13 protein-coding genes are annotated in these 19,479 nt (G+C 40.6%); 6 read left to right on the plus strand and 7 right to left on the minus strand.

Annotated elements, in window-relative coordinates; all coding sequences use genetic code 11:
- Nucleotides 1–119 precede the first annotated feature (119 nt).
- Together BCY91_RS10100 and BCY91_RS10105 are read right to left on the minus strand one after the other, a co-directional pair.
- The gene (locus tag BCY91_RS10100) at nt 120–1,136 is read right to left on the minus strand and encodes a cytochrome d ubiquinol oxidase subunit II (RefSeq protein ID WP_120181820.1); all 1,017 of its coding nucleotides are present in this window, start codon (nt 1,134–1,136) and stop codon (nt 120–122) included.
- Between the two features lie 3 nt (nt 1,137–1,139).
- Entirely contained in the window at nt 1,140–2,459 is a 1,320-nt protein-coding gene (locus BCY91_RS10105) for a cytochrome ubiquinol oxidase subunit I (protein WP_120181821.1), read from the minus strand.
- 122 nt (nt 2,460–2,581) lie between these two features.
- Here BCY91_RS10105 and BCY91_RS10110 point away from each other — a divergent pair, with 122 nt between their 5' ends.
- Complete coding sequence (locus BCY91_RS10110; RefSeq protein ID WP_120181822.1) at nt 2,582–2,977, plus strand: diacylglycerol kinase family protein; 396 nt, start codon at nt 2,582–2,584, stop codon at nt 2,975–2,977.
- A 165-nt stretch (nt 2,978–3,142) separates the two neighbouring features.
- On the opposite strand, the gene BCY91_RS10115 is transcribed toward BCY91_RS10110, so the two are convergent.
- From BCY91_RS10115 to BCY91_RS10135, 5 genes are all read right to left on the minus strand, one after another.
- The gene (locus tag BCY91_RS10115; RefSeq protein ID WP_120181823.1) at nt 3,143–4,534 is read right to left on the minus strand and encodes an arginine decarboxylase; all 1,392 of its coding nucleotides are present in this window, start codon (nt 4,532–4,534) and stop codon (nt 3,143–3,145) included.
- A gap of 277 nt (nt 4,535–4,811) precedes the next feature.
- A complete protein-coding gene (locus tag BCY91_RS10120; protein ID WP_120181824.1) occupies nt 4,812–6,275 on the minus strand; it encodes a cellulose synthase family protein in 1,464 nt (487 codons plus the stop codon).
- Nucleotides 6,276–6,288: 13 nt separating this feature from the next.
- Nucleotides 6,289–6,987 carry a glycosyltransferase family 2 protein gene (locus BCY91_RS10125; protein WP_120181825.1) on the minus strand — a complete coding sequence of 233 codons (699 nt, stop codon included), beginning with the start codon at nt 6,985–6,987 and terminating at the stop codon, nt 6,289–6,291.
- The gene (locus tag BCY91_RS10130) at nt 6,977–8,521 is read right to left on the minus strand and encodes a 4Fe-4S binding protein (protein WP_120181826.1); all 1,545 of its coding nucleotides are present in this window, start codon (nt 8,519–8,521) and stop codon (nt 6,977–6,979) included. Before BCY91_RS10130 ends, BCY91_RS10125 begins: the two co-directional genes overlap by 11 nt.
- 2 nt (nt 8,522–8,523) lie before the next feature.
- The gene (locus BCY91_RS10135) at nt 8,524–9,846 is read right to left on the minus strand and encodes an NAD(P)/FAD-dependent oxidoreductase (RefSeq protein ID WP_120181827.1); all 1,323 of its coding nucleotides are present in this window, start codon (nt 9,844–9,846) and stop codon (nt 8,524–8,526) included.
- 814 nt (nt 9,847–10,660) lie between these two features.
- Here BCY91_RS10135 and BCY91_RS10145 point away from each other — a divergent pair.
- The 5 genes from BCY91_RS10145 (at nt 10,661) to BCY91_RS10160 (ending at nt 19,478) form a co-directional block, all read left to right on the plus strand.
- Complete coding sequence (locus BCY91_RS10145) at nt 10,661–11,866, plus strand: SIR2 family protein (RefSeq protein ID WP_120181828.1); 1,206 nt, start codon at nt 10,661–10,663, stop codon at nt 11,864–11,866.
- A 2-nt stretch (nt 11,867–11,868) separates the two neighbouring features.
- Nucleotides 11,869–12,891, plus strand: coding sequence for an ATP-binding protein (locus tag BCY91_RS10150; RefSeq protein WP_220699466.1), 1,023 nt, complete (start codon nt 11,869–11,871; stop codon nt 12,889–12,891).
- Between the two features lie 123 nt (nt 12,892–13,014).
- A complete protein-coding gene (locus BCY91_RS17750; RefSeq protein WP_220699467.1) occupies nt 13,015–13,707 on the plus strand; it encodes a DUF6660 family protein in 693 nt (230 codons plus the stop codon).
- Between the two features lie 197 nt (nt 13,708–13,904).
- A complete protein-coding gene (locus BCY91_RS10155) occupies nt 13,905–18,215 on the plus strand; it encodes a CusA/CzcA family heavy metal efflux RND transporter (RefSeq protein WP_245989057.1) in 4,311 nt (1,436 codons plus the stop codon).
- A gap of 6 nt (nt 18,216–18,221) precedes the next feature.
- A complete protein-coding gene (locus BCY91_RS10160; RefSeq protein ID WP_120181830.1) occupies nt 18,222–19,478 on the plus strand; it encodes an efflux RND transporter periplasmic adaptor subunit in 1,257 nt (418 codons plus the stop codon).
- The last annotated feature ends 1 nt before the right edge of the window (nt 19,479 follow it).

Below are 19,479 nucleotides of genomic sequence, written 5' to 3' on the forward strand. Positions count from 1 at the left end.
AGCTTTTGCCACCAATGCTAAACTTTGCGTTAGGGATTGACGTGGAAATCCTTTTTGCTTCTACCAGCAAAAAGATTGGAACAGAAAGCCCGCCCCGCTTAGCGGGGAACGCCCAAAAATTAGGTTTTATCTGTCGCCGGGTTTTTCTGAAAGCTGTAAATGAGATAAACCAGCGTTGGCAAAATAAAAATGCTTCCTAGCAGAAGCGCCCAGGCTAAAGCATCTATGGTTTTTGCATTGCCCTGCTCTTCTAACAAGGATAACGCGTCGCCATTTTTAAGCAGTACGATGTTTGGATAATGCTCCCAAGTAGTGATAAAAAGAATCATGCTCACCTGAAAACCTGCCAAAAAGCGCATCGTATTGGTGTAAGGCTTGTGCCAAATAGACCATAGGACGATGACGGAAATAGTAGCTAGAATAAAAGCGGCCACGCCCGGCCAGCTCCCAAATACCCAAGTAGTCAAAGGGATGTCTTCTATAAAAGAAACACCAAAAACTACCGCTCCTGCTAGCACGGCCATAATATTAAAAGCTTTTGCCTTGCGGATAAAACGCTCGCGCTCGCTTTGTTCCTGCGTTTGCCCGATGATAAAAACCGCTGCTAAAAAACCACAGATAGCCACGGTGAACAGGCCTACGGCGAAAGAAAAAGCATTGAGCCAGCTAAAAATATAGGCATCTAAAAAGTTATTTGCCTGCGGATTGATGCTGCGCGTTACGGTACTGCCTGCGATAATACCCAAAAACAATGGGGTTACAAAGCTGGAGTACACGAAAATAGGGTTGTAAATTTTCTGCATTTCGTCTTTTACCGCATCGTAATGCCGAAAGGTAAATGCCGTGCCCCGCGCAATAATGCCCAGCAACATCAGCACCAGCGGGATATGCATAAAAGTGGACATGGTGGTGTAAATGCTGGGAAAACCCACAAACAAAATTACAATGGCAATAATGAGCCACATGTGGTTGGCCTCCCAAATTGGACCTATGGCGCGGTACATGGTTTTGCGCGTTTTGGTCTTGTTGGCATCGGAGGTGAAAAGCTCTAATATTCCAGCTCCAAAATCGGCGCCACCCAAAATTAAGTAGAGTAGGATAGAGGTCCACAAAAAAGCGATAACTACGTAGATCATATTCTATTGTGATGGGGTTGAACCATAAAGTTGAGGCACCATTTTAATTTGGCGGTACAGCATAAAGGCTACAATGAACGATAAGGAAATGTAAACGGCGGTAAAAATGTAAAACGAGTACACAATGCCCGGCATAGGCGTCACGGCATCTATGGTGCGCATTACATCTTTAATTATCCAAGGCTGCCGGCCAACTTCGGTAACGGTCCAGCCGGCTTCTACCGCTATAAAACCCAGTGGCGTGGAAAACACAAAAAGTTTAAGCAACCACTTTTGCTGCAGCCAGGCTTTCTTTTTCCATAAAGCGATAAAATAAGCGATGCTTAATAACATCAGTAAAACGCCAATACCCACCATAATTTGAAAAGCATAATGCGTAATGGCGATAGGCGGCTGGTTTTCTTTCGGGATTTGATCTAAGCCGGTAACCTCTGCGTTAAAATCGCTATGAGCCATAAAACTTAGGGCACCAGGGATTTTTAAGGCGTATTTCACGGTTTGGTTGTCGGTATCGGGTATACCTCCGATAATGAGTGGCGCAGCTTTTTCGGTGTGGAAATGCGCTTCCATAGCTGCCAGTTTAGCAGGTTGGTTTTTAGCCACAAACTTGGCCGAAATATCTCCGCTAATAGGTTGCAAAAGCGCGGCTATGGCGCCAAAAACTGCCGCTATTTTAAAAGATTTGGCGTGGAAATCGACGCTTTGCTGTTTCAGCATCATTAAAGCGTGTACACCAGCTACTGCAAAGCCAGTGGCCACAAATGCCGCAATGCACATGTGCAAAGCTTGCGAAAACCAAGCATCGTTAAACATGGCCGCAATGGGGTCGATATTGAGATACTCTCCGTTTATGTAGTCAAAGCCGGCGGGGCTGTTCATCCACGCATTGGCGGCAACTACCAAAATGCCCGAAGCCAATCCGCTGATACCTACCACAACCCCTGTGAACCAATGGAACCATTTGTTAAACTTATCCCAGCCGTAAAGGAAAAAGCCCAAAGCAATAGCTTCAATAAAAAAAGCGGTGCCCTCTAAAGAAAAAGGCATTCCAAAAATAGGTCCCGCATGTTCCATAAATTTTGGCCACAATAAGCCCAGCTCAAAAGATAATACCGTACCTGATACCGCTCCGGTGGCGAAAAATATGGCCACGCCTCTGCTCCAGGCTTTGGTGACGTGCTTGTAGGTGATGTGGTTGGTTTTTAGATACAGGTAGTGCGAAACGGCCATAAAAAAGGGCATCACCATGCCTATGCACGAAAAGATAATGTGAAAGCCCAAGGAGAGCGCCATTTGCGAACGGGCAGCTAAAAAATCGTCCATTTGAAGATGTTTTTAAAATCCTCAAACATAAACATAAAGCGTTATTCTGCATATATTTTAACAGAACTTACTTAATTTAAAGCGTTTCTATTTTAATGAAAAGTTTGGAAGTTTAAAATTATATGAATCAGCAGACGAACAAACAGCGTTTTTCTTTACGGAAGCGTGTTAGCAGTTTTAAATATGCAGTTGATGGATTAAAAGTGCTTTTGGCCGAGGAGCATAACGCCAGAATCCACATGGTAGTGGCTGTTTTGGTGGTGATATTTGGCTTTATAATGGATATAGGTTATGCGGAGTGGGGCTTGCTGCTATTTACGATAGGCTTTGTGCTGGTGGCCGAAATTTTTAACACCTGCGTGGAGGCAGTTTGTGATGTGCTATGCCCCGAGAAAGATATCCGCATTAAAAAGATAAAAGACTTGGCTGCCTTAGCGGTTTTAGTTGCAGCTGTTGTAGCGGTGGCGGTTGGATGTTTGGTGTTTTTGCCGAGGCTGGTTAGTTGGTTAGTTTGTTAGGGGCTAGTTTGTTAGGAGTTAGTTGGTTAGGGTTTAGTTTGTTAGGTGGTTAGGTGGTTAGGGTTTAGTTTGTTAGGTGGTTAGTTTGTGGTCTTCTAGGGTAAAGAAAGTAAAAAAAGCTCCGGGATTAACTCCCGAAGCTTTGTACATCTAAAAGTGATCGGCTTAAATATAGCCCAGTATTTTCATCACTTGTTTGCTGTTTTGCTCTTCGCCAAAAACCTCGTAGTTGAACGTTTCATCGCGGTTTCTGCGGATAATGACTTGCTTAGGCGATGGCAACAAACAATGGTGTATACCGCCATAACCGCTTAAAACCTCTTGGTAAGCGCCGGTATTAAAAAAGCCTAAAAACTGTACTTTTCGCGTTTTTGGCATAAAAACGTTGCCTAAATGCGCTTCTTGGTTGTAGTAATCCTGCCCGTCGCAGGTAATGCCGCCCAAGTTTACACGTTCGTACTCGCTATCCCAGTTGTTAATTGGCAATAGCACATAACGTTGGTTTAAGGCCCAAACATCTGGCAAATTGGTAATAAAAGAGCCGTCAAGCATCAGCCATTTTTCGCGGTCGTTTTGTTGCTTACGGCCTAAAACTTTGTATAAAATGCCTGAAGCTTCTGCCACGGTGTATTTACCAAACTCTGTAATAATATCCGGCTCAATCACCTCATGCTCGGCACAAATTTCTTTGATACGCTTTACAATCTCGTTAATCATGTACTCGTAATCAAAATCGAAGACCAAAGAATCTTTAAATGGCATACCGCCACCAATATCCAGCGTATCTAAATGCGGGTTGATTTTCTTGAACTTGCAATACAGAGTCACATATTTCTCCAGCTCGTTCCAATAATATGGAGTGTCAGAAATTCCGGAGTTGATGAAGAAATGCAAGAGCTTGACCCTGAAATTAGGGTTTTTAACAATCTTGTTGTTGTAAAAATCGATGATGTCTTCTAAACGGACGCCCAAACGCGAGGTGTAAAACTGCGAGTCGGGCTGTTCCTCTGCCGCAATGCGTATCCCTAAATTACAAGGCGTATCCAGCTCAATCTCATCATCGTACAAATTGAATTCTTCTTTATTATCCAGCACGGGGATAATGTTGTGGAAACCATCGTGCAACATATCAATAATATATTGCTTGTACTGGAAAGTTTTAAAGCCGTTGCAAATAACCGTGATATCTTTGGTTAAGGTGCCTTTTTTTTCCAGCGCATCAATCATCGGCATATCAAAAGCCGATGACGTTTCCAAGTGGATGTCGTTTTTTAGCGCTTCTTCAACAATATGCTTAAAGTGCGAGCTTTTGGTGCAATAACAATATTTATAGCTGCCGCGATAGTTGTTTTTTAAAATTGCGGTCTGGAACAGGATTTTTGCCTGCTGTATTTTTTTGCTGATGATGGGCAGGTAAGTGAAACGCAATGGCGTGCCATACGTCTCTATCATTTCCATCAGATTTAAATCGTGGAAATAAAGCTCATCGTCAATAATGTCAAAACCCTCTTGCGGAAAACCAACGCTTTGGTCTAGGAATTCTTCGTAGCTCTGCATCTATAAAATTTTTTGCAAAAATGTAAAAATTAGATTAAAAAATGAGCGACTTCGCCATATTCGCCTAATTTTTTACTTTTTCTGGTGAATGAACTTCTAAAAGCATACCACGGGCACGGCCGCTGCCTATTTTTTCAATGTTGGCAAAGCCGAGCCATTGCGCTTTAGGCCGATGATTTAGAAAGTTTCAAAATTTGCTTTAACGGATTTAAACGATTGAGTTTTTGCCTGAATTATACACGCTCAGCCTCATGCCTTAAACCTTATGTCTTCCATCTCAAGCCTTCCCCTTCATCCTGTCTTTCAGTGCATAAAAATTTAAAATGCCAAATCCGCTAACTAAAAACAAATGGAAAGGCAATAAAGCGAAATCTTTGAAATGGTATGCAGCAACAATTCCGAAAACAAAATAAAGCATCAGCGCGCACTCGACATAAAAAGACAGGGGAAAAGCGTAGTTCGCATAAATGTTTTTTACCGGTTTTTCGCTTTTGAGGATATTGAATTTTGGTGTGCGGATAAAAGCAGACTTAAAGCCGAATAAACCTTCTAACACCGCCACAGAATTGTGGTAGCTAAGCGCCATGGATACCGAAACAAAGGCCAAAAACGTGACGATAAAGTTTTTTAAGCTCCTATGGCTTTGGTAAAAGGCCACTATATAAAAAGCACACATGATTACAAAAGCCAATGCAAAAATACCTAATAAGGGAAAATACCAATTTGGCACGCCCACGGCATTTTTAATTAGTAGCACGGGTATGCTTAGCACGGCTGCTAAAAAAACAAATACAAAAGCGTAGGAATTTAGCAGGTGGAAAAAGCCAAACAACTTTTTGTGCTTGCTTACATCGGCTTGCCATAAATTTTCGAAAGTCTTTTTAGACACTTCTATAGCGCCCTTGGTCCAGCGGTGCTGTTGAGATTTAAGCGCATTTAGCGTTGCCGGAAGTTCGGCTGGCGAAACTACATCTTCCAGGTATTTAAATTTCCAGCCTTTCAATTGCGCACGGTAACTAAGGTCTAAATCCTCGGTTAAGGTATCGTGTTGCCAGGCACCGGCATCTAAAATGCAGGCTTTGCGCCATAAGCCCGCGGTGCCATTAAAGCTCATAAACAAGCCCCGCGCACTGCGTCCTCCTTGTTCTACGCTAAAATGCCCATCTAAACCAAAGCCTTGAACTTTAGTTAATAAAGAATAATTGTTGTTTAAATGCCCCCACCGGCTTTGCACCATGCCTATTTTTTTATCCCTAAAATAAGGGAGTAATTGTTTCAGAAAATCCGCTTCCGGGATAAAATCTGCATCAAAAATGGCGATAAATTCACCTGTGGCTTGTTGCAAACCGTGTTGTAAAGCTCCGGCTTTAAAGCCGATATTTTTCTCGCGTTTAAGCTGGCAAATGTTAAAGCCCAACCGCTTTTTGTCGTCCACTAATTTTTTTGTGAATGCTAAAGATTGGTCGGTGGAGTCGTCTAAAACTTGTATTTGCAACAATTCTTTGGGATAATCCAGTTGACAAACGGCGTTAATTAAACGCTCGGTTACGTAAAGCTCGTTAAAGAGCGGAAGCTGCACGGTTATTTTAGGTAAGTGTAGAGGTAGCGACGGCTTTTGTGGCGCAGGCTTTTTTTTCGCTTTTAGATAAAAATAGATTAGGAACGCTTGTCCGGCACTAAAAATAAACAATACGCCCAAAGCCGCCGTGTATAAAAATAATATCCCGTTTTGCCACCACATCAATCCCGCAAAATTAAAGGTTTTTAAAGATTGTCCATATAATTTTATAACCTGCCAAAATTACGCCTTTTACGGTGCCAGATATTTTGCTTTTGCCGATGCGTTTGCGGTAATCCACCGCCCTTTCTATACAAATAAGCTTTTGTTTGGCCGCTTTTACTTGCATCTCCACTGTCCAGCCATAGGTTTTGTCTTGCATATCTAATTGCCGAAGCTTACCCCAACCAATAGCGCGAAACGGGCCTAAATCTGTAAAGCTGACGCTATAAAATAAGCGGATTAATTTGGTAGCTAGCCAGTTGCCAAATAGTTGTGGCGCCGTCATAGCCCCTTTTTGTTTACTGCCTAGCGCACGCGAACCGATTACCAAATCTGCTTCTCCATCTAAAATTGGCTGTAATAAAAGGGGCATCTGCTGGGGATAGTCCGAGTAATCGCCATCTAAAAAAACAATGATATCTTGAGGTTGCGCTACGCTTTCCAGATAAGCCAAGCCCGCTAAACAGGCATTGCCGTAGCCAGCATCTTTAGCAAACAACACCCTTGCGCCTGCATTTTGGGCCACGGCAGCGGTAGCGTCTGTAGAGTTATTATTGCAAACCAGCACTTCTTTAACCAGCCCTGCCGGAATATCATTTAACACTTTCGCTATCGATTTTTCCTCGTTATAAGCAGGAATTACCACGTACACATCCGGTTTGTCAAACTTCATTCTTAGCTCTAATCAAGTTTAGCTGATTCTCAAATCTGTTGTTTTCGGGGCCGTTTTCTAGTTTTAACACGCCGCGCGGACAAACTTCGGCACAAATTCCGCAACCCACGCAAGATGCACGGATAATATTTTCGCCACGTTGGGCGTAGGCACGTACATCAATGCCCATTTCGCAATAGGTAGAGCAGTTGCCGCAAGAGATGCATTGCCCGCCATTGGTAGTAATGCGGTAGCGCGATTTAAAGCGCTGCACTATGCCTAAATAAGCTGCCAATGGGCAACCGAAACGGCACCATACCCTGTTGCCCATTAGCGGATAAAAACCGGTGCCAACTGCTCCGGCGAAGATAAATCCGATGGCAAAAGCATAAACCTGCCGTATGCCGTAGGTGTTGATGCCCAAGAGGGTAGAAGAGCCGGTAAAAAATGTGTAAAGTACGGCAACGGTCATCACTACGGCAAAAAGCAACACGCCATGCACTAAGTAACGTTCAATTTTCCAGGATTTTATTGATTTGTCTGATAAATGCCGGAAAGGGTCGCCAAAGGTTTCGGCCAAGCCACCGCAACCGCAAACCCAGCTGCAATACCAGCGTTTCCCAAAAAAATAAACCATCACCGGCACGCCAACCACAATTAAAAAAATTCCCCAGCCCAACATCCAATAGCCTAGCAATCCGGCAGAGAGCAAATCATTCAAATGGTAATCAAAAAAGAAAGTATAGTCTAGCGGCCAAATGTTTTTTAAATCTGCCGATGGCAATTGAAGCAAGGTTAAAATATTGGGAATCATAAAGGCAAATGCCACCTGAAAAAATATCACGGAAACGGTTCGCACCAACTGATAATTACTGTGGCGGTGCTTAATCAGCATCTTTAGGCCCATTACCAGCATCACTAAGCAATACATAAAGCCGTACAAAAACCATTGGCTGGCTTGGCTGCCGGTGAGTTTGATGCTAAGCGGATCTACCATCAAAACCCAATTGCTTAAATATGCTGGGGCCTGATACAATAGGATGTAAAAGGCAATTAAAAATACCGCAAACACGATGGCAGAAATCCCGCGGTTTGTAATACCCGATTTAAAAACCTGTTTGTGCTGCGTGTCTCCTTTTTTTTGCAGAAATAAATCCGCAATAAAATAAATTAAACCGCCCAAACTACTGATGATAAAACAGATATAGAATAAGGTTTGAATGTGTTCTTTAACAAAGCCTCTGGCAGAAATTTTTGCCAGTGGTAGCGCATAATCGGTATGGATTACCTTGACCCACGCTTCTTTATCTTTAAATTGCTGGTTGGTTTTGTCTAACGCTTGCCCGTAATCTGCCAAGAAATTAAAATTGTTAGCATAGCTTTTATCAAACATGGCTTGCATGTTAGGAGCCAATGCGGCGCGGTGAGCGCTGTCGCTAACTACGCTTTCAAACTGCTGTGACGTTAAGCGGTAGGTGCCCATAAAAGGCAAACAGAGAAATATTGCAAAACAGCACAAGAACACCGCTAACCCTATATTTTTAACCAGCTTCATCTTTACATCCAGAATTTTAGTTTGTTCGTCTTTTGAGTTTTTGCGTAAGCCGGAAATTGCCGGAAAAACTCGTCAGCTATTTTACGGTGATGCTGCTTGCTAAACTCGGCATCAAAAACACCTTTTTTTAATTCGGCTATGCAAAGGCCAATGTTGCGCTTCTCGCTAATCCAGCGGTTGGCTACCGGATGGTTAAAGCGTATCCCCAAAAAGTTAAATCCGCGTAAAGCACCACTTTCTTTTTCAAAATTGGCCCTAAATGCTTTTCGGCCCGAGGAATGCTCCCAATAAAAAGTTTCTTCATCTGCCAATGGCTGCTTAAACATGCATCCGTAGGTTTGGTATTCTATATCTAAAAATTTTGCCGAGTTGAACCAAACGCCTCTTCGGTAGGTTTGGCGATGCCCGCATATAGTGTTTGCTAGCGCTTCGCCCTGCATTTGCGCGGTGTACCATAGCTGCTCTATCGGCGGATGCAAAAGTTTTGGATTCTCAAATTCGGCGCAATCGCCCAAGGCATACACGTTGGTAATATTGGTCTCCAAAAACTCGTTTACCAAAACACCTTTGTTAATGGCCAGAGCGCTGTTTTTTAGAAAATTAATGTTTGGCTGCACACCGATACTGATCAGGAGCAATTGGCAGGGAATTTCTGCTCCTTTTTTTGTAATAATCCCTTTTACGCTACCACTCCCATCGTCTAAAATCTTGCCCAATTCGGTGTTCGCTATCAAGTTGATGTGGTGTTCGGCAATGTGCCGGCTAATCATTTGCGCCTCTTCTTGGGGTAACACGCTGTTCCAGTAAGCATTTTCTCTGCTCAAAATGCTAACTTTAATGTTTCTGCTGCGTAACATCTCGGCAAGTTCAATCCCAATTAATCCTCCGCCCACAATTACCGCCTCTTTAACGTCGCCGCTGTTTTGTTCCAGCAGTTCCAAATCTTGCTTGCTGTACAAACTTTGTACGCCTTTAAGCCCTTCGCCGCTAAGCCCAATTTTTTTAGGTACAGATCCAGTTGCGATTATCAGCTTGTCATAGCTGATTTTTTGTCCATTTGCGGTGTGCAATGTTTGTTTTTCAAAATCGACAGACTTAACATAAGCATTCAGTAAACTGATGCGGTTTTTTTCCCAGAACCAATTTTCGTAGGGTTGCGTATGCTCAAATTTCATTTGCCCCATGTACACGTACATTAGGGCCGTGCGCGAAAAAAAATAGTCCGACTCGGCAGAGATTACTAGAATCTCATGATCTGATTGCTTTCGGATGTTTCTGGCCGCCGTAATGCCACCAATGCCGTTGCCGATAATTACTATCTTCATAACTAATTTCTACAAAATACGAGATTTTTTGTTTTCGGGTTTTAAGAATAAAGTTTGTAGACTGGCCATTTAAACCCGAAATAGGTTTTCGACGCTATATGCAAGCTGTTTATTATCGCTTTCTTCTAAACTTATAAACTGACCTCTACTGGCGTCTGAAAGCAGCATAAAGTGTGTGTTTTCAACTGCGAATATTTTCCAATATTCACTTCAAAATTTGCGGTGACGGTAGTACAAATTCCCCAGCTTATTAGACAACCAATTATCCATTTTCGGGGTGATGCAGATATGGACTTTAAAAGAGGCGTATTGTTAAAAAAAAAGTCTCGTAACTAACTGTTAACGAGACTTCCATCAATTTTTGGTATCACTACCAGCGGAGAGGGCGGGATTCGAACCTTCGTTTTAAACGCCTGAAAAACAGATTTTTGAAATCCGTTTTTCTTTAAACTCTCGCTATACTCTACTTGAGCTTGTTTCAGTTTGATTGCAAATGTTTTGCAATTTATTAAAATTAACGTAGAAATCCAATGTTATTTGACAGCTGTTTCTCCACCATCACCGAGATTTCAAAACCACATATTGAGCATACCTTAATCTTTCAGAATTTCTGAATATACCGATAGAGGAACTTTTGATTTTGTGGCTATCTGACAGAATAAAAGGGCTTATTGATGATAAGGAGATTGGAAAACAGGCTTTAAAAAATGTTTTAAACGAGCTTAAAGGCAGATGAGGAAGTTGTGGTTATAGTTTTTGAAAGTCTTAAGCTGACCATTCGATATAAACTTAGGTAAATAAAAAGTATGAGCGTATGAAATATATTTTACTCAACAATAACAGTTCTGTTGCTTATGACGATAGTGAAGCCGCCGATGTAAAAGTGTATATAGATGGGAAACTTCACGATTTTAAGGACAGTACGGGAAACAGAGTTGATTATGCTATTGCTACAAAGCGGAATAAATATTCGCAAACTCTAAATAATCAATTTGAGAATTTACTTCTTTTAACAGGGGCAGGTTCATCCATAGGTTGGGGCAAAGATGGAAAGTTAGGTAAGTCGATGGCTAATCTATGGGACGACGCCGAAGCTCTTCTGACATCTGAAATTTTTGCAAAACTACTTGAAACCATCGGTTACGATGAAAAGTGGGAAGATGGCTCAATAGTTAAGAATTTGGAAAAAGTTCTTTCTATGGCTACTCCTGCAATTCCCTATGTGCCTAAAGATGATATTGACATTGAGGATTGTGTGAACAAGATTAAGGATTTTATCAAAGAAGCCTGTCAATTAAGCCTACCTGACAACTCACCACATACATTATTGCTTAATAAGATAACGAAACGTAAGGTCACTTTGCCACGATTTAAATTGTTCACGTTGAACTATGATATGATGTTTGAACAAGCAGCGTGTGAAAGCAATTTTGTCGTAGTTGACGGTTTTTCATTTTCACAACCAAGAATTTTTAGCGGGCGTAATTATGATTACGATATTGTTTCCAGAAATCAAAGCAGAGTTAAAGAAGAAGACAATTTCATTCAAAAAGTTTTCCACCTATATAAATTACACGGTTCTGTTAATTGGGAAAAGCAAGAAAGCAAAATCGTACAAAAAGAAAATCCTGATAATCCATTGATGATTTATCCCCATCAGTCTAAATATGAAAGTTCTTATGAACAGCCATATTTTGAAATGATGTCAAGGTTTCAGGCTAATCTCCGTAAGGATAATGTATTTCTGATAACGATGGGGTTTAGTTTCGGAGATAAGCATATAGTTACTGCTATTGTAGAAGCTCTGGAACAAAATCCAAGTTTCCAATTAATGATTATCAATCGGGGAATAGACGAAACTAACGAAAACCTGAAACCCTTTATTGAGGCTTCAAAGAAATATTCCAATTTAAGTATAATGTCAGAAACCTTTGAAGATTTCGCCAAAAACTACCCTGATTTAAAATCTTACAACCAGGAGGATACAAGACAAATAGTAATTAATATTCCTAACACCTAAATATGAGCAATAGCCCTTTCAATCACAGCCATTTTCTTGGGTATATCAACTTTGTATCCCCTGCCTTTGTTAAAGTGCATTTTCCGTCCTCGGTTTTGATGAAAACATTTGTTCATCACACAGAAGTCTTGCGAGGTGGTCTTGTGGGCAATTACATTGTTATTGAGGGAGAAGACAAAGGGTTTTTAGGCAAAATGTTAGAAATATCTTTACCTGAAAAAGAACGATTAGAATTAAGTGAAAGAACCTTTTCGACTAAGGCGTTTCATCCAGTAGGCAGAATAGAAATTCTCTTATCATTTGACTTGTTCAATCCAAGTAAAATAGAGAAAGGAATAAATAGTTTACCTCTTATTGGGTCTAAGGTATTTATTTGTTCATCCGAATTTCTTTCTACTCATTTTAAAACTTTTGGAATAAAACCGGAGAATATTGAACATTCGCCCACATTTAGAATGGGTAATCTAATTTATGACAAAAATGTCCCTGTAGATATATCTCTTCAGGCAATTTTCAGTCGCCATTGCGCAGTGGTAGGTACTACTGGCGGAGGTAAAAGTTATACTATCAGTAAATTTTTAGAGGGAGTTATAGATACTGGAGCAAAAGCAATTATTTTAGACCCGACCGGAGAATATTCTACATTCGACACACATCCAAAAGTTGCACATTCAATACTAATTTCAGAGAGTTATTTTCCTTATCAAAACTTAACCATAAATGATTTATTTGTCTTGTTCAGACCATCCGGTCAAGTTCAACAACCCGTTTTACTGGAAGCCATAAAATCTTTAAAAGTAGCGCATTGCTTAATGAGCAATATTCCAAACAATGGTCATAATAATGATGGAACAAATGATAGTTTTACATTCCGGGGACAGCAAGTTATAGTAAATAATGGATTGGTTGTGAAGCAGGGAAATTTAACCGCTGCATATAATAACGCCTACTTTACTTATAAGGCAATAGTAGAAGACTTTTCTATAAATAATTTCGGGAAAAACCTGCTTCATAGACAAATCTGAAACGAATGTTTCCAAATATTTAACGACCGATGGGCAGCTAATAGAGATGAAAGAAATTACGGAAATGCGACAAGTTTAATAATGCGTGTCAATAACGTCATATCTGATAACGACTATTCGGGAATGTTTGGATTTAATGCCCCAACAACCAATAATTTAATTACCAAAATAAATGAATTTTTAGAAAATCCTGATTTAAACGTTCTGCGAATTGGGTTTGAAAATGTGCCATATAATTTTCAGGTTAGAGAGATTTTGGCTAATTCATTAGGTAGATATTTATTAAATAAAGCACGAACAAATGCTTTTAGAGAAAAGCCATTGATACTTTTTGTAGATGAAGCCCATCAGTTCCTAAATAAAAAAGTTAAGGATGAATATTTTGAAAGTACAGAATTAAATGCTTTTGATAATATTGCTAAGGAGAGCCGTAAATATGGGTTGTTCTTATGCCTTTACCCGCAAAATATTTATTATTTTTGCACCCAAATGAGGCTTTTTGCGTACATATTCAGCATTTACATTTTGGCATTATCAGTAGTGCCTTGTAGTGATGCGTCTAATGATTGCAAAAGCAACACCACAGTTTCAGAACGTATAGAGGCTCATAATCACAATTCAGACCATAACGATTTTTGTAGCACTTTCTGTACTTGCACTTGTTGTAGTACAACTGCAAGTCTGAAATTCACACCTTATAAGTTCCGCATTCCTAAACCGATTGCAACTTCCAAAATCACATATCCTGTTCGTGATTTTTCTTTTGTTTCCAATTACTGCGGAAAGATTTGGCAACCGCCAAAGATTAATGCCTAATACTATCGGCTAATGTACTGTTGGTGCAAGTATAACGCTATGCGTTAATCGCTGTGTATCGTCATTTTGTGCATTAACTGTTCTTTCTGTGCCATATAGAAAGAGTTCAAATCCATTCGTATTAATCATTAATCAAATGAATTGTGTTAGACAGTATCATAAAATTTAGTATAAAGAACAAGTTAGTTATCGGAATAATGACCTTGTTACTTATCATTTGGGGAAGCTGGAGCGTTACCCGCTTACCCATTGATGCCGTACCGGATATTACCAATAATCAGGTGCAAATTATTACCGTTTGCCCAACGCTTGCAGGGCAGGAAGTGGAACAGTTGGTTACATTTCCCATAGAACAAAGCATTGCCAATCTTCCCGACTTGGAAGAAACCCGAAGCATTTCACGGTTCGGGCTTTCGGTTATTACCGTTGTGTTTGACGATGATGTGGACATTTATTTTGCCCGACAGCTTGTCAATGAAAAACTGAAAGAAGCCGGACAAAATATTCCGCAAGGCATCGGCACACCCGAACTTGCACCTGTAAGCACAGGTTTGGGCGAAGTGTATCAATACATTCTGCACCCGAAAAAAAGAAGTGAAAGCAAGTACAACGCCAAAGACTTGCGTACTATGCAGGATTGGATTGTTGCACGACAACTCAACGGCACAAAAGGCATTGCCGAAGTAAACAGTTTTGGTGGCGAACTAAAACAATACGAAGTATCGGTAAACCCGAACCGCTTAAAAGCAATGGGTGTAAGTATTACCGACATCTTTAACGCACTTGAAAAGAACAACCAAAATACAGGCGGTGCTTATATTGACAAAAAACCAAACGCTTATTTCATTCGTGGAGTTGGGTTAGTTACTTCGTTGGAAGACGTGAAAAACATAGCCGTGAAGAACATGGGGACGGTTCCCATTTTCATAAAAGACGTTGCCGAAGTTCGTTTTGGCAGCGCGGTTCGATATGGTGCAATGACCTACAATGGTGAAGTTGATGCCGTTGGCGGTGTGGTGATGATGTTGAAAGGTGCAAACAGCAACGAAGTGGTGCAACGGATCAAAGAAAAAATTCCTGTCATTCAAAAATCGTTGCCCGATGATGTTGTGATTGAACCGTACTTGGACAGAACAGATTTGATTGGCAGAGCAATCGGTACCGTAGAAAAAAATTTAATTGAAGGAGCATTGATAGTCATTTTTGTATTGGTGCTGTTTCTTGGAAATTTAAGGGCTGGTTTGATTGTCGCTTCTGCCATTCCGTTATCAATGCTTTTTGCATTGGGAATGATGAATATTTTCGGAGTAAGTGCCAACCTGATGAGCTTGGGAGCAATTGACTTCGGGCTGATTGTGGACGGTGCGGTTATCATAGTAGAAGCCACTGTACACCATTTGGGCTTGCGAAAATCAATGAACCGATTGACACAACCGGAAATGGACGATGAAGTATTTCTTTCCGCTTCCAAAATCAGGAATAGTGCGGCGTTTGGAGAAATCATTATCCTTATCGTGTACATCCCGATACTTACTTTGGTGGGTGTTGAGGGCAAAATGTTTACACCAATGGCGAAAACAGTTGGCTTTGCCATTTTGGGCGCATTGATTTTATCATTGACCTATATACCGATGATGTGTGCTTTGTTCCTGTCTAAGAAAGTTTCGCATAAGAAAACCTTTTCAGACAAAATGATGGACTACCTGCAAGGCATCTACCAACCTTTATTGCAAAAAGCGATTAAGATTAAGTATTGGTTAGTGGGTGTTACAGTTGCGGTTTTTGCGCTTACCCTATTCCTTTTCAGTAGAATGGGTGGCGAATTTATACCACAATTACAAGAGGGCGATTTTGCCTTTCACTGCATATTACCACAGGGTAGTTCTTTAAACCAAAGTATTGAAACATCTATGCAGGCATCAAGGATTATCAAACAGTTTGATGAAGTAAAAATGGTGGTTGGTAAAACAGGTGCAGCAGAAGTGCCGACAGACCCGATGCCACCGGAAGCCACAGACTTAATGGTCATTTTGAAACCGCAGGATGAATGGAAAACAAAAAAGAGCTATACAGATTTAGGCGATGAAATAAATGAAGCATTGGAAGTCATTCCGGGCGTATTTTTTGAAAAAAATCAGCCAATACAAATGCGTTTCAATGAGTTGATGACAGGTATCAGGCAAGATGTAGCAGTTAAGATTTTCGGGGAAAACTTGGATAGCCTTGCCATTTATGCCGAAAAGGTTAGCAAAGTAATTCAAAGCGTAAACGGTGCTACATCGCCACAGGTAGAACGAGTTAGCGGATTGCCACAAATCAATGTAGAGTATGACCGCACAAGGCTTGCCAATTACGGCATCAATGTAGAAGATGTAAACAATGTGGTAAGTATGGCTTTTGCAGGTAAAGCAGCAGGACAGGTTTTTGAAAACGAAAGACGTTTTGATTTGGTTGTTCGTCTGGATAGTATTTACAGAACCGACATTGATGATGTAAATAACTTAATGATACCAACCAACACAGGTAATCAAATACCTTTATCACAAGTAGCAACAATCAATTACAAATTAGGTCCTGCACAAATCAGCCGTGATGATGGTAAACGTAGAATTGTAATAGGGTTCAATGTTTCGGGTAGAGATGTGCAAAGTGTGGTAGAAGATATTCAGCAGAAATTGAACGCAGAAATAAAATTGCCGACAGGCTATTATTTCACTTATGGCGGACAGTTTGAGAATTTACAGAAAGCAAGTAAACGTTTGATGATTGCCGTACCTGTTTCGCTATTTCTCATTTTTTCCTTGTTGTATTTTACATTCCGTTCACTCAAACAGGCAAGCCTGATTTTTACGGCAATCCCAATGAGTGCCATAGGTGGCGTATTTGCATTAATGCTACGTGGAATGCCTTTCAGTATTAGCGCAGGTATTGGCTTCATTGCCTTGTTTGGCGTGGCGGTGCTGAACGGTATAGTATTGATTGGAACTTTCAACCAATTAGAAAAAGACGGAGTAAAAGATATTCTGAAGCGGGTATATGACGGCACAAAGAAACGGTTAAGACCCGTACTAATGACGGCAACCGTAGCAAGTTTGGGTTTCCTGCCAATGGCATTATCGCAAGGCGCAGGTGCGGAAGTACAAAAACCATTGGCAACCGTTGTTATTGGTGGTTTAATTACGGCTACTTTCCTTACGCTGTTTGTATTGCCGTTGCTCTACATCATTTTCAATTCAAAAATCAACAATAAGAGAAAAGGGAAAATGATATCAGTTACAACCATACTGGTATTGTTGATTTCGGGATTAGGTTACAATGCCAATGCCCAAACCAAGAAAATCATTAGTGTAGACGAAGCCATAAATATTGCGGTGCAGAACAATGGCAACATCAAAGCAAAAGATTGGGAAATCAAATCGGCACAAAGCCTTAAAAGAACGGCAGGCGAACTGCCGAAGCTGGACGTTAACGCCCAGTTGGGGCAATACAACAGTGTAAACACTGACCAATCTTTTCAGGCGGCACAAACCATACCTTTCCCAACTTTATTTGGTGCTAAAAAGCAGCTTATCAACGCAACAGTTACGGGCAAAGAACTACAAATGAATATATCCTTACTTGAATTAAAAAATCAGGTGCGGACGTATTATTACCAAATCCAGTATTTGCAGCACAATAAAACACAGTTGCAGCAGTTGGACAGCTTGTACAACGATTTTATAAAGATAGCTGAACTACGGTATAAAACAGGAGATACGAAAAAAGTTGAAATCAGTACAGCACAAGCCAAGCAAGGCGAAATCAATTTGTTGCTGAAACAAAATGACGTGCATCTAATCAACGCCTATCAAAATTTGCAGGCATTGATGAATACTAAAGAACCGTTTGAGATAAGCAACGACCAAACATTTCAACCGTTGCAGGTAAGTACCTTGTTTGATAGCACAGCCGTAGCAAACCATCCTACTATCAAAGCCCTCTATCAAGACGCCTTGATTGCCGAGCAAACAAAGAAAGTTGAGAAAGCACAAGGTTTGCCCGATTTTACGATAGGTTATACTAATCAGTCTTTAATCGGTTCTCAAACCGTAAACGGACAGGAAAAGTATTTTAATTCGGGCAACCGATTTAGTTTCGTCAATATCGGCATTGCCATTCCCCTGACTTTCGGAACAACTAAAGCAAGGATAAAATCATTGGATTATCAGAAACAGGCATCTGAAGCCAATGCAAGACAACATCAAGTTTTGTTGGAAACGCAGTTTCAAAACGTAATAATACAATACCAACAGGATTTAGCAGAGTTTAATTACTACAAGCAGCAAGCCCTGCCTAATGCAAAGGATATTGTTTCATCGGCACAATTAGGTTATCGTACAGGCGACATCAGTTATATGGAGTATCTCTATGCTTTGCAAACTGCTACGGATATACAATTGAATTACCTGAAAAGTATTCAGCAAGTAAATCAATCGGTAATCAACATTTATTCAATAATCAATCAGTAATTAAAGATGAAAAATCAAATAATATTTTCTATACTTTGCTTTTCCCTATTCATCACAAGTTGCGGAAATTCAAACCAACCTGAAACCAAAGAAGCGGTTAAGGAAGAACAGGGACACGAAGAAAAAGCCCAAACCATTGCCACGCTCACACAAGAGCAGATAAAAACAGTGGGTATTACTTTCGGCAATATCGAAAACAAGGAACTTACAGCCACCATTAAGACAAACGGTATGTTGCGAGTGCCGAACAATAATAAAGGCAATGCAACTTCTTTGTACGGTGGAGTTATCAAAACCCTTAATGTACAGATTGGCGATTATGTTAGTAAAGGACAAGTAATTGCTACGATTGCCAATCCGCAGTTTATCCAGTTGCAGGAAGAATACTTGACCATTGGCAGTAAAATCACTTTTGCAGAGCAGGAAGTAAATCGACAAAAAGAACTAAACGCCGGAAATGCAGGTGCTTTGAGAAACCTGCAAAATGCAACGGCAGAACTCAATACGCTTCGTACCCGTAAAGCATCGTTGCAACAGCAAATACAGTTAATGGGCATCAACCCAAATTCGGTATCAAACGGTAATCTAAAATCGGCATTGGTGGTTACAAGTCCGTTGAATGGGACAATAAGCAACCTATTTGCCAAAATAGGCAGCTATGTGGATGTTTCTTCGCCAGTGGCAGAAATTGTGGATAACAGTTCATTGCATTTAGATTTACAGGTTTTTGAAAAAGATTTACCGAAGCTAAAAATCGGGCAAGTCATACATTTTACCTTAACCAATAATCCTACCAGCGAGTATGATGCAAAGGTTTTTAGCATCGGTTCTTCATTTGAGAATGAGAGCAAAACTATTTCAGTACATAGCACCGTAACAGGCAATAAAAAAGGCTTGATTGACGGAATGAACATTACAGGTATTGTTAGCCTAAATAATGTTACTACACCTGCGGTGCCAAGCGAAGCAATCGTTAATGCAGAGGGCAAAGACTATATTTTTATTGTTACTGATAAAAAAGCGGAAGAGCATCACGATGAAGAAAGCGAAGAACACGACCACGAAGCAACCGAAAGCACTCATAAAGAAGAACCTAAAGACAATGTGAACTTTGAAAGAATAGAGGTTGTAAAAGGCGTTTCCAATATGGGCTATACGGCAGTAACCTTTATACAGGACGTTCCTGCCAATTCCAAAATTGTTACCAAAGGCGCATTTTTCATCAATGCCAAATTAACGAATACAGGCGGACACGAACATTAAA

Origin of the sequence: Pelobium manganitolerans (genome assembly GCF_003609575.1) — a bacterium.
Classification (GTDB): Bacteria; Bacteroidota; Bacteroidia; order Sphingobacteriales; family Sphingobacteriaceae; genus Pseudopedobacter; species Pseudopedobacter manganitolerans.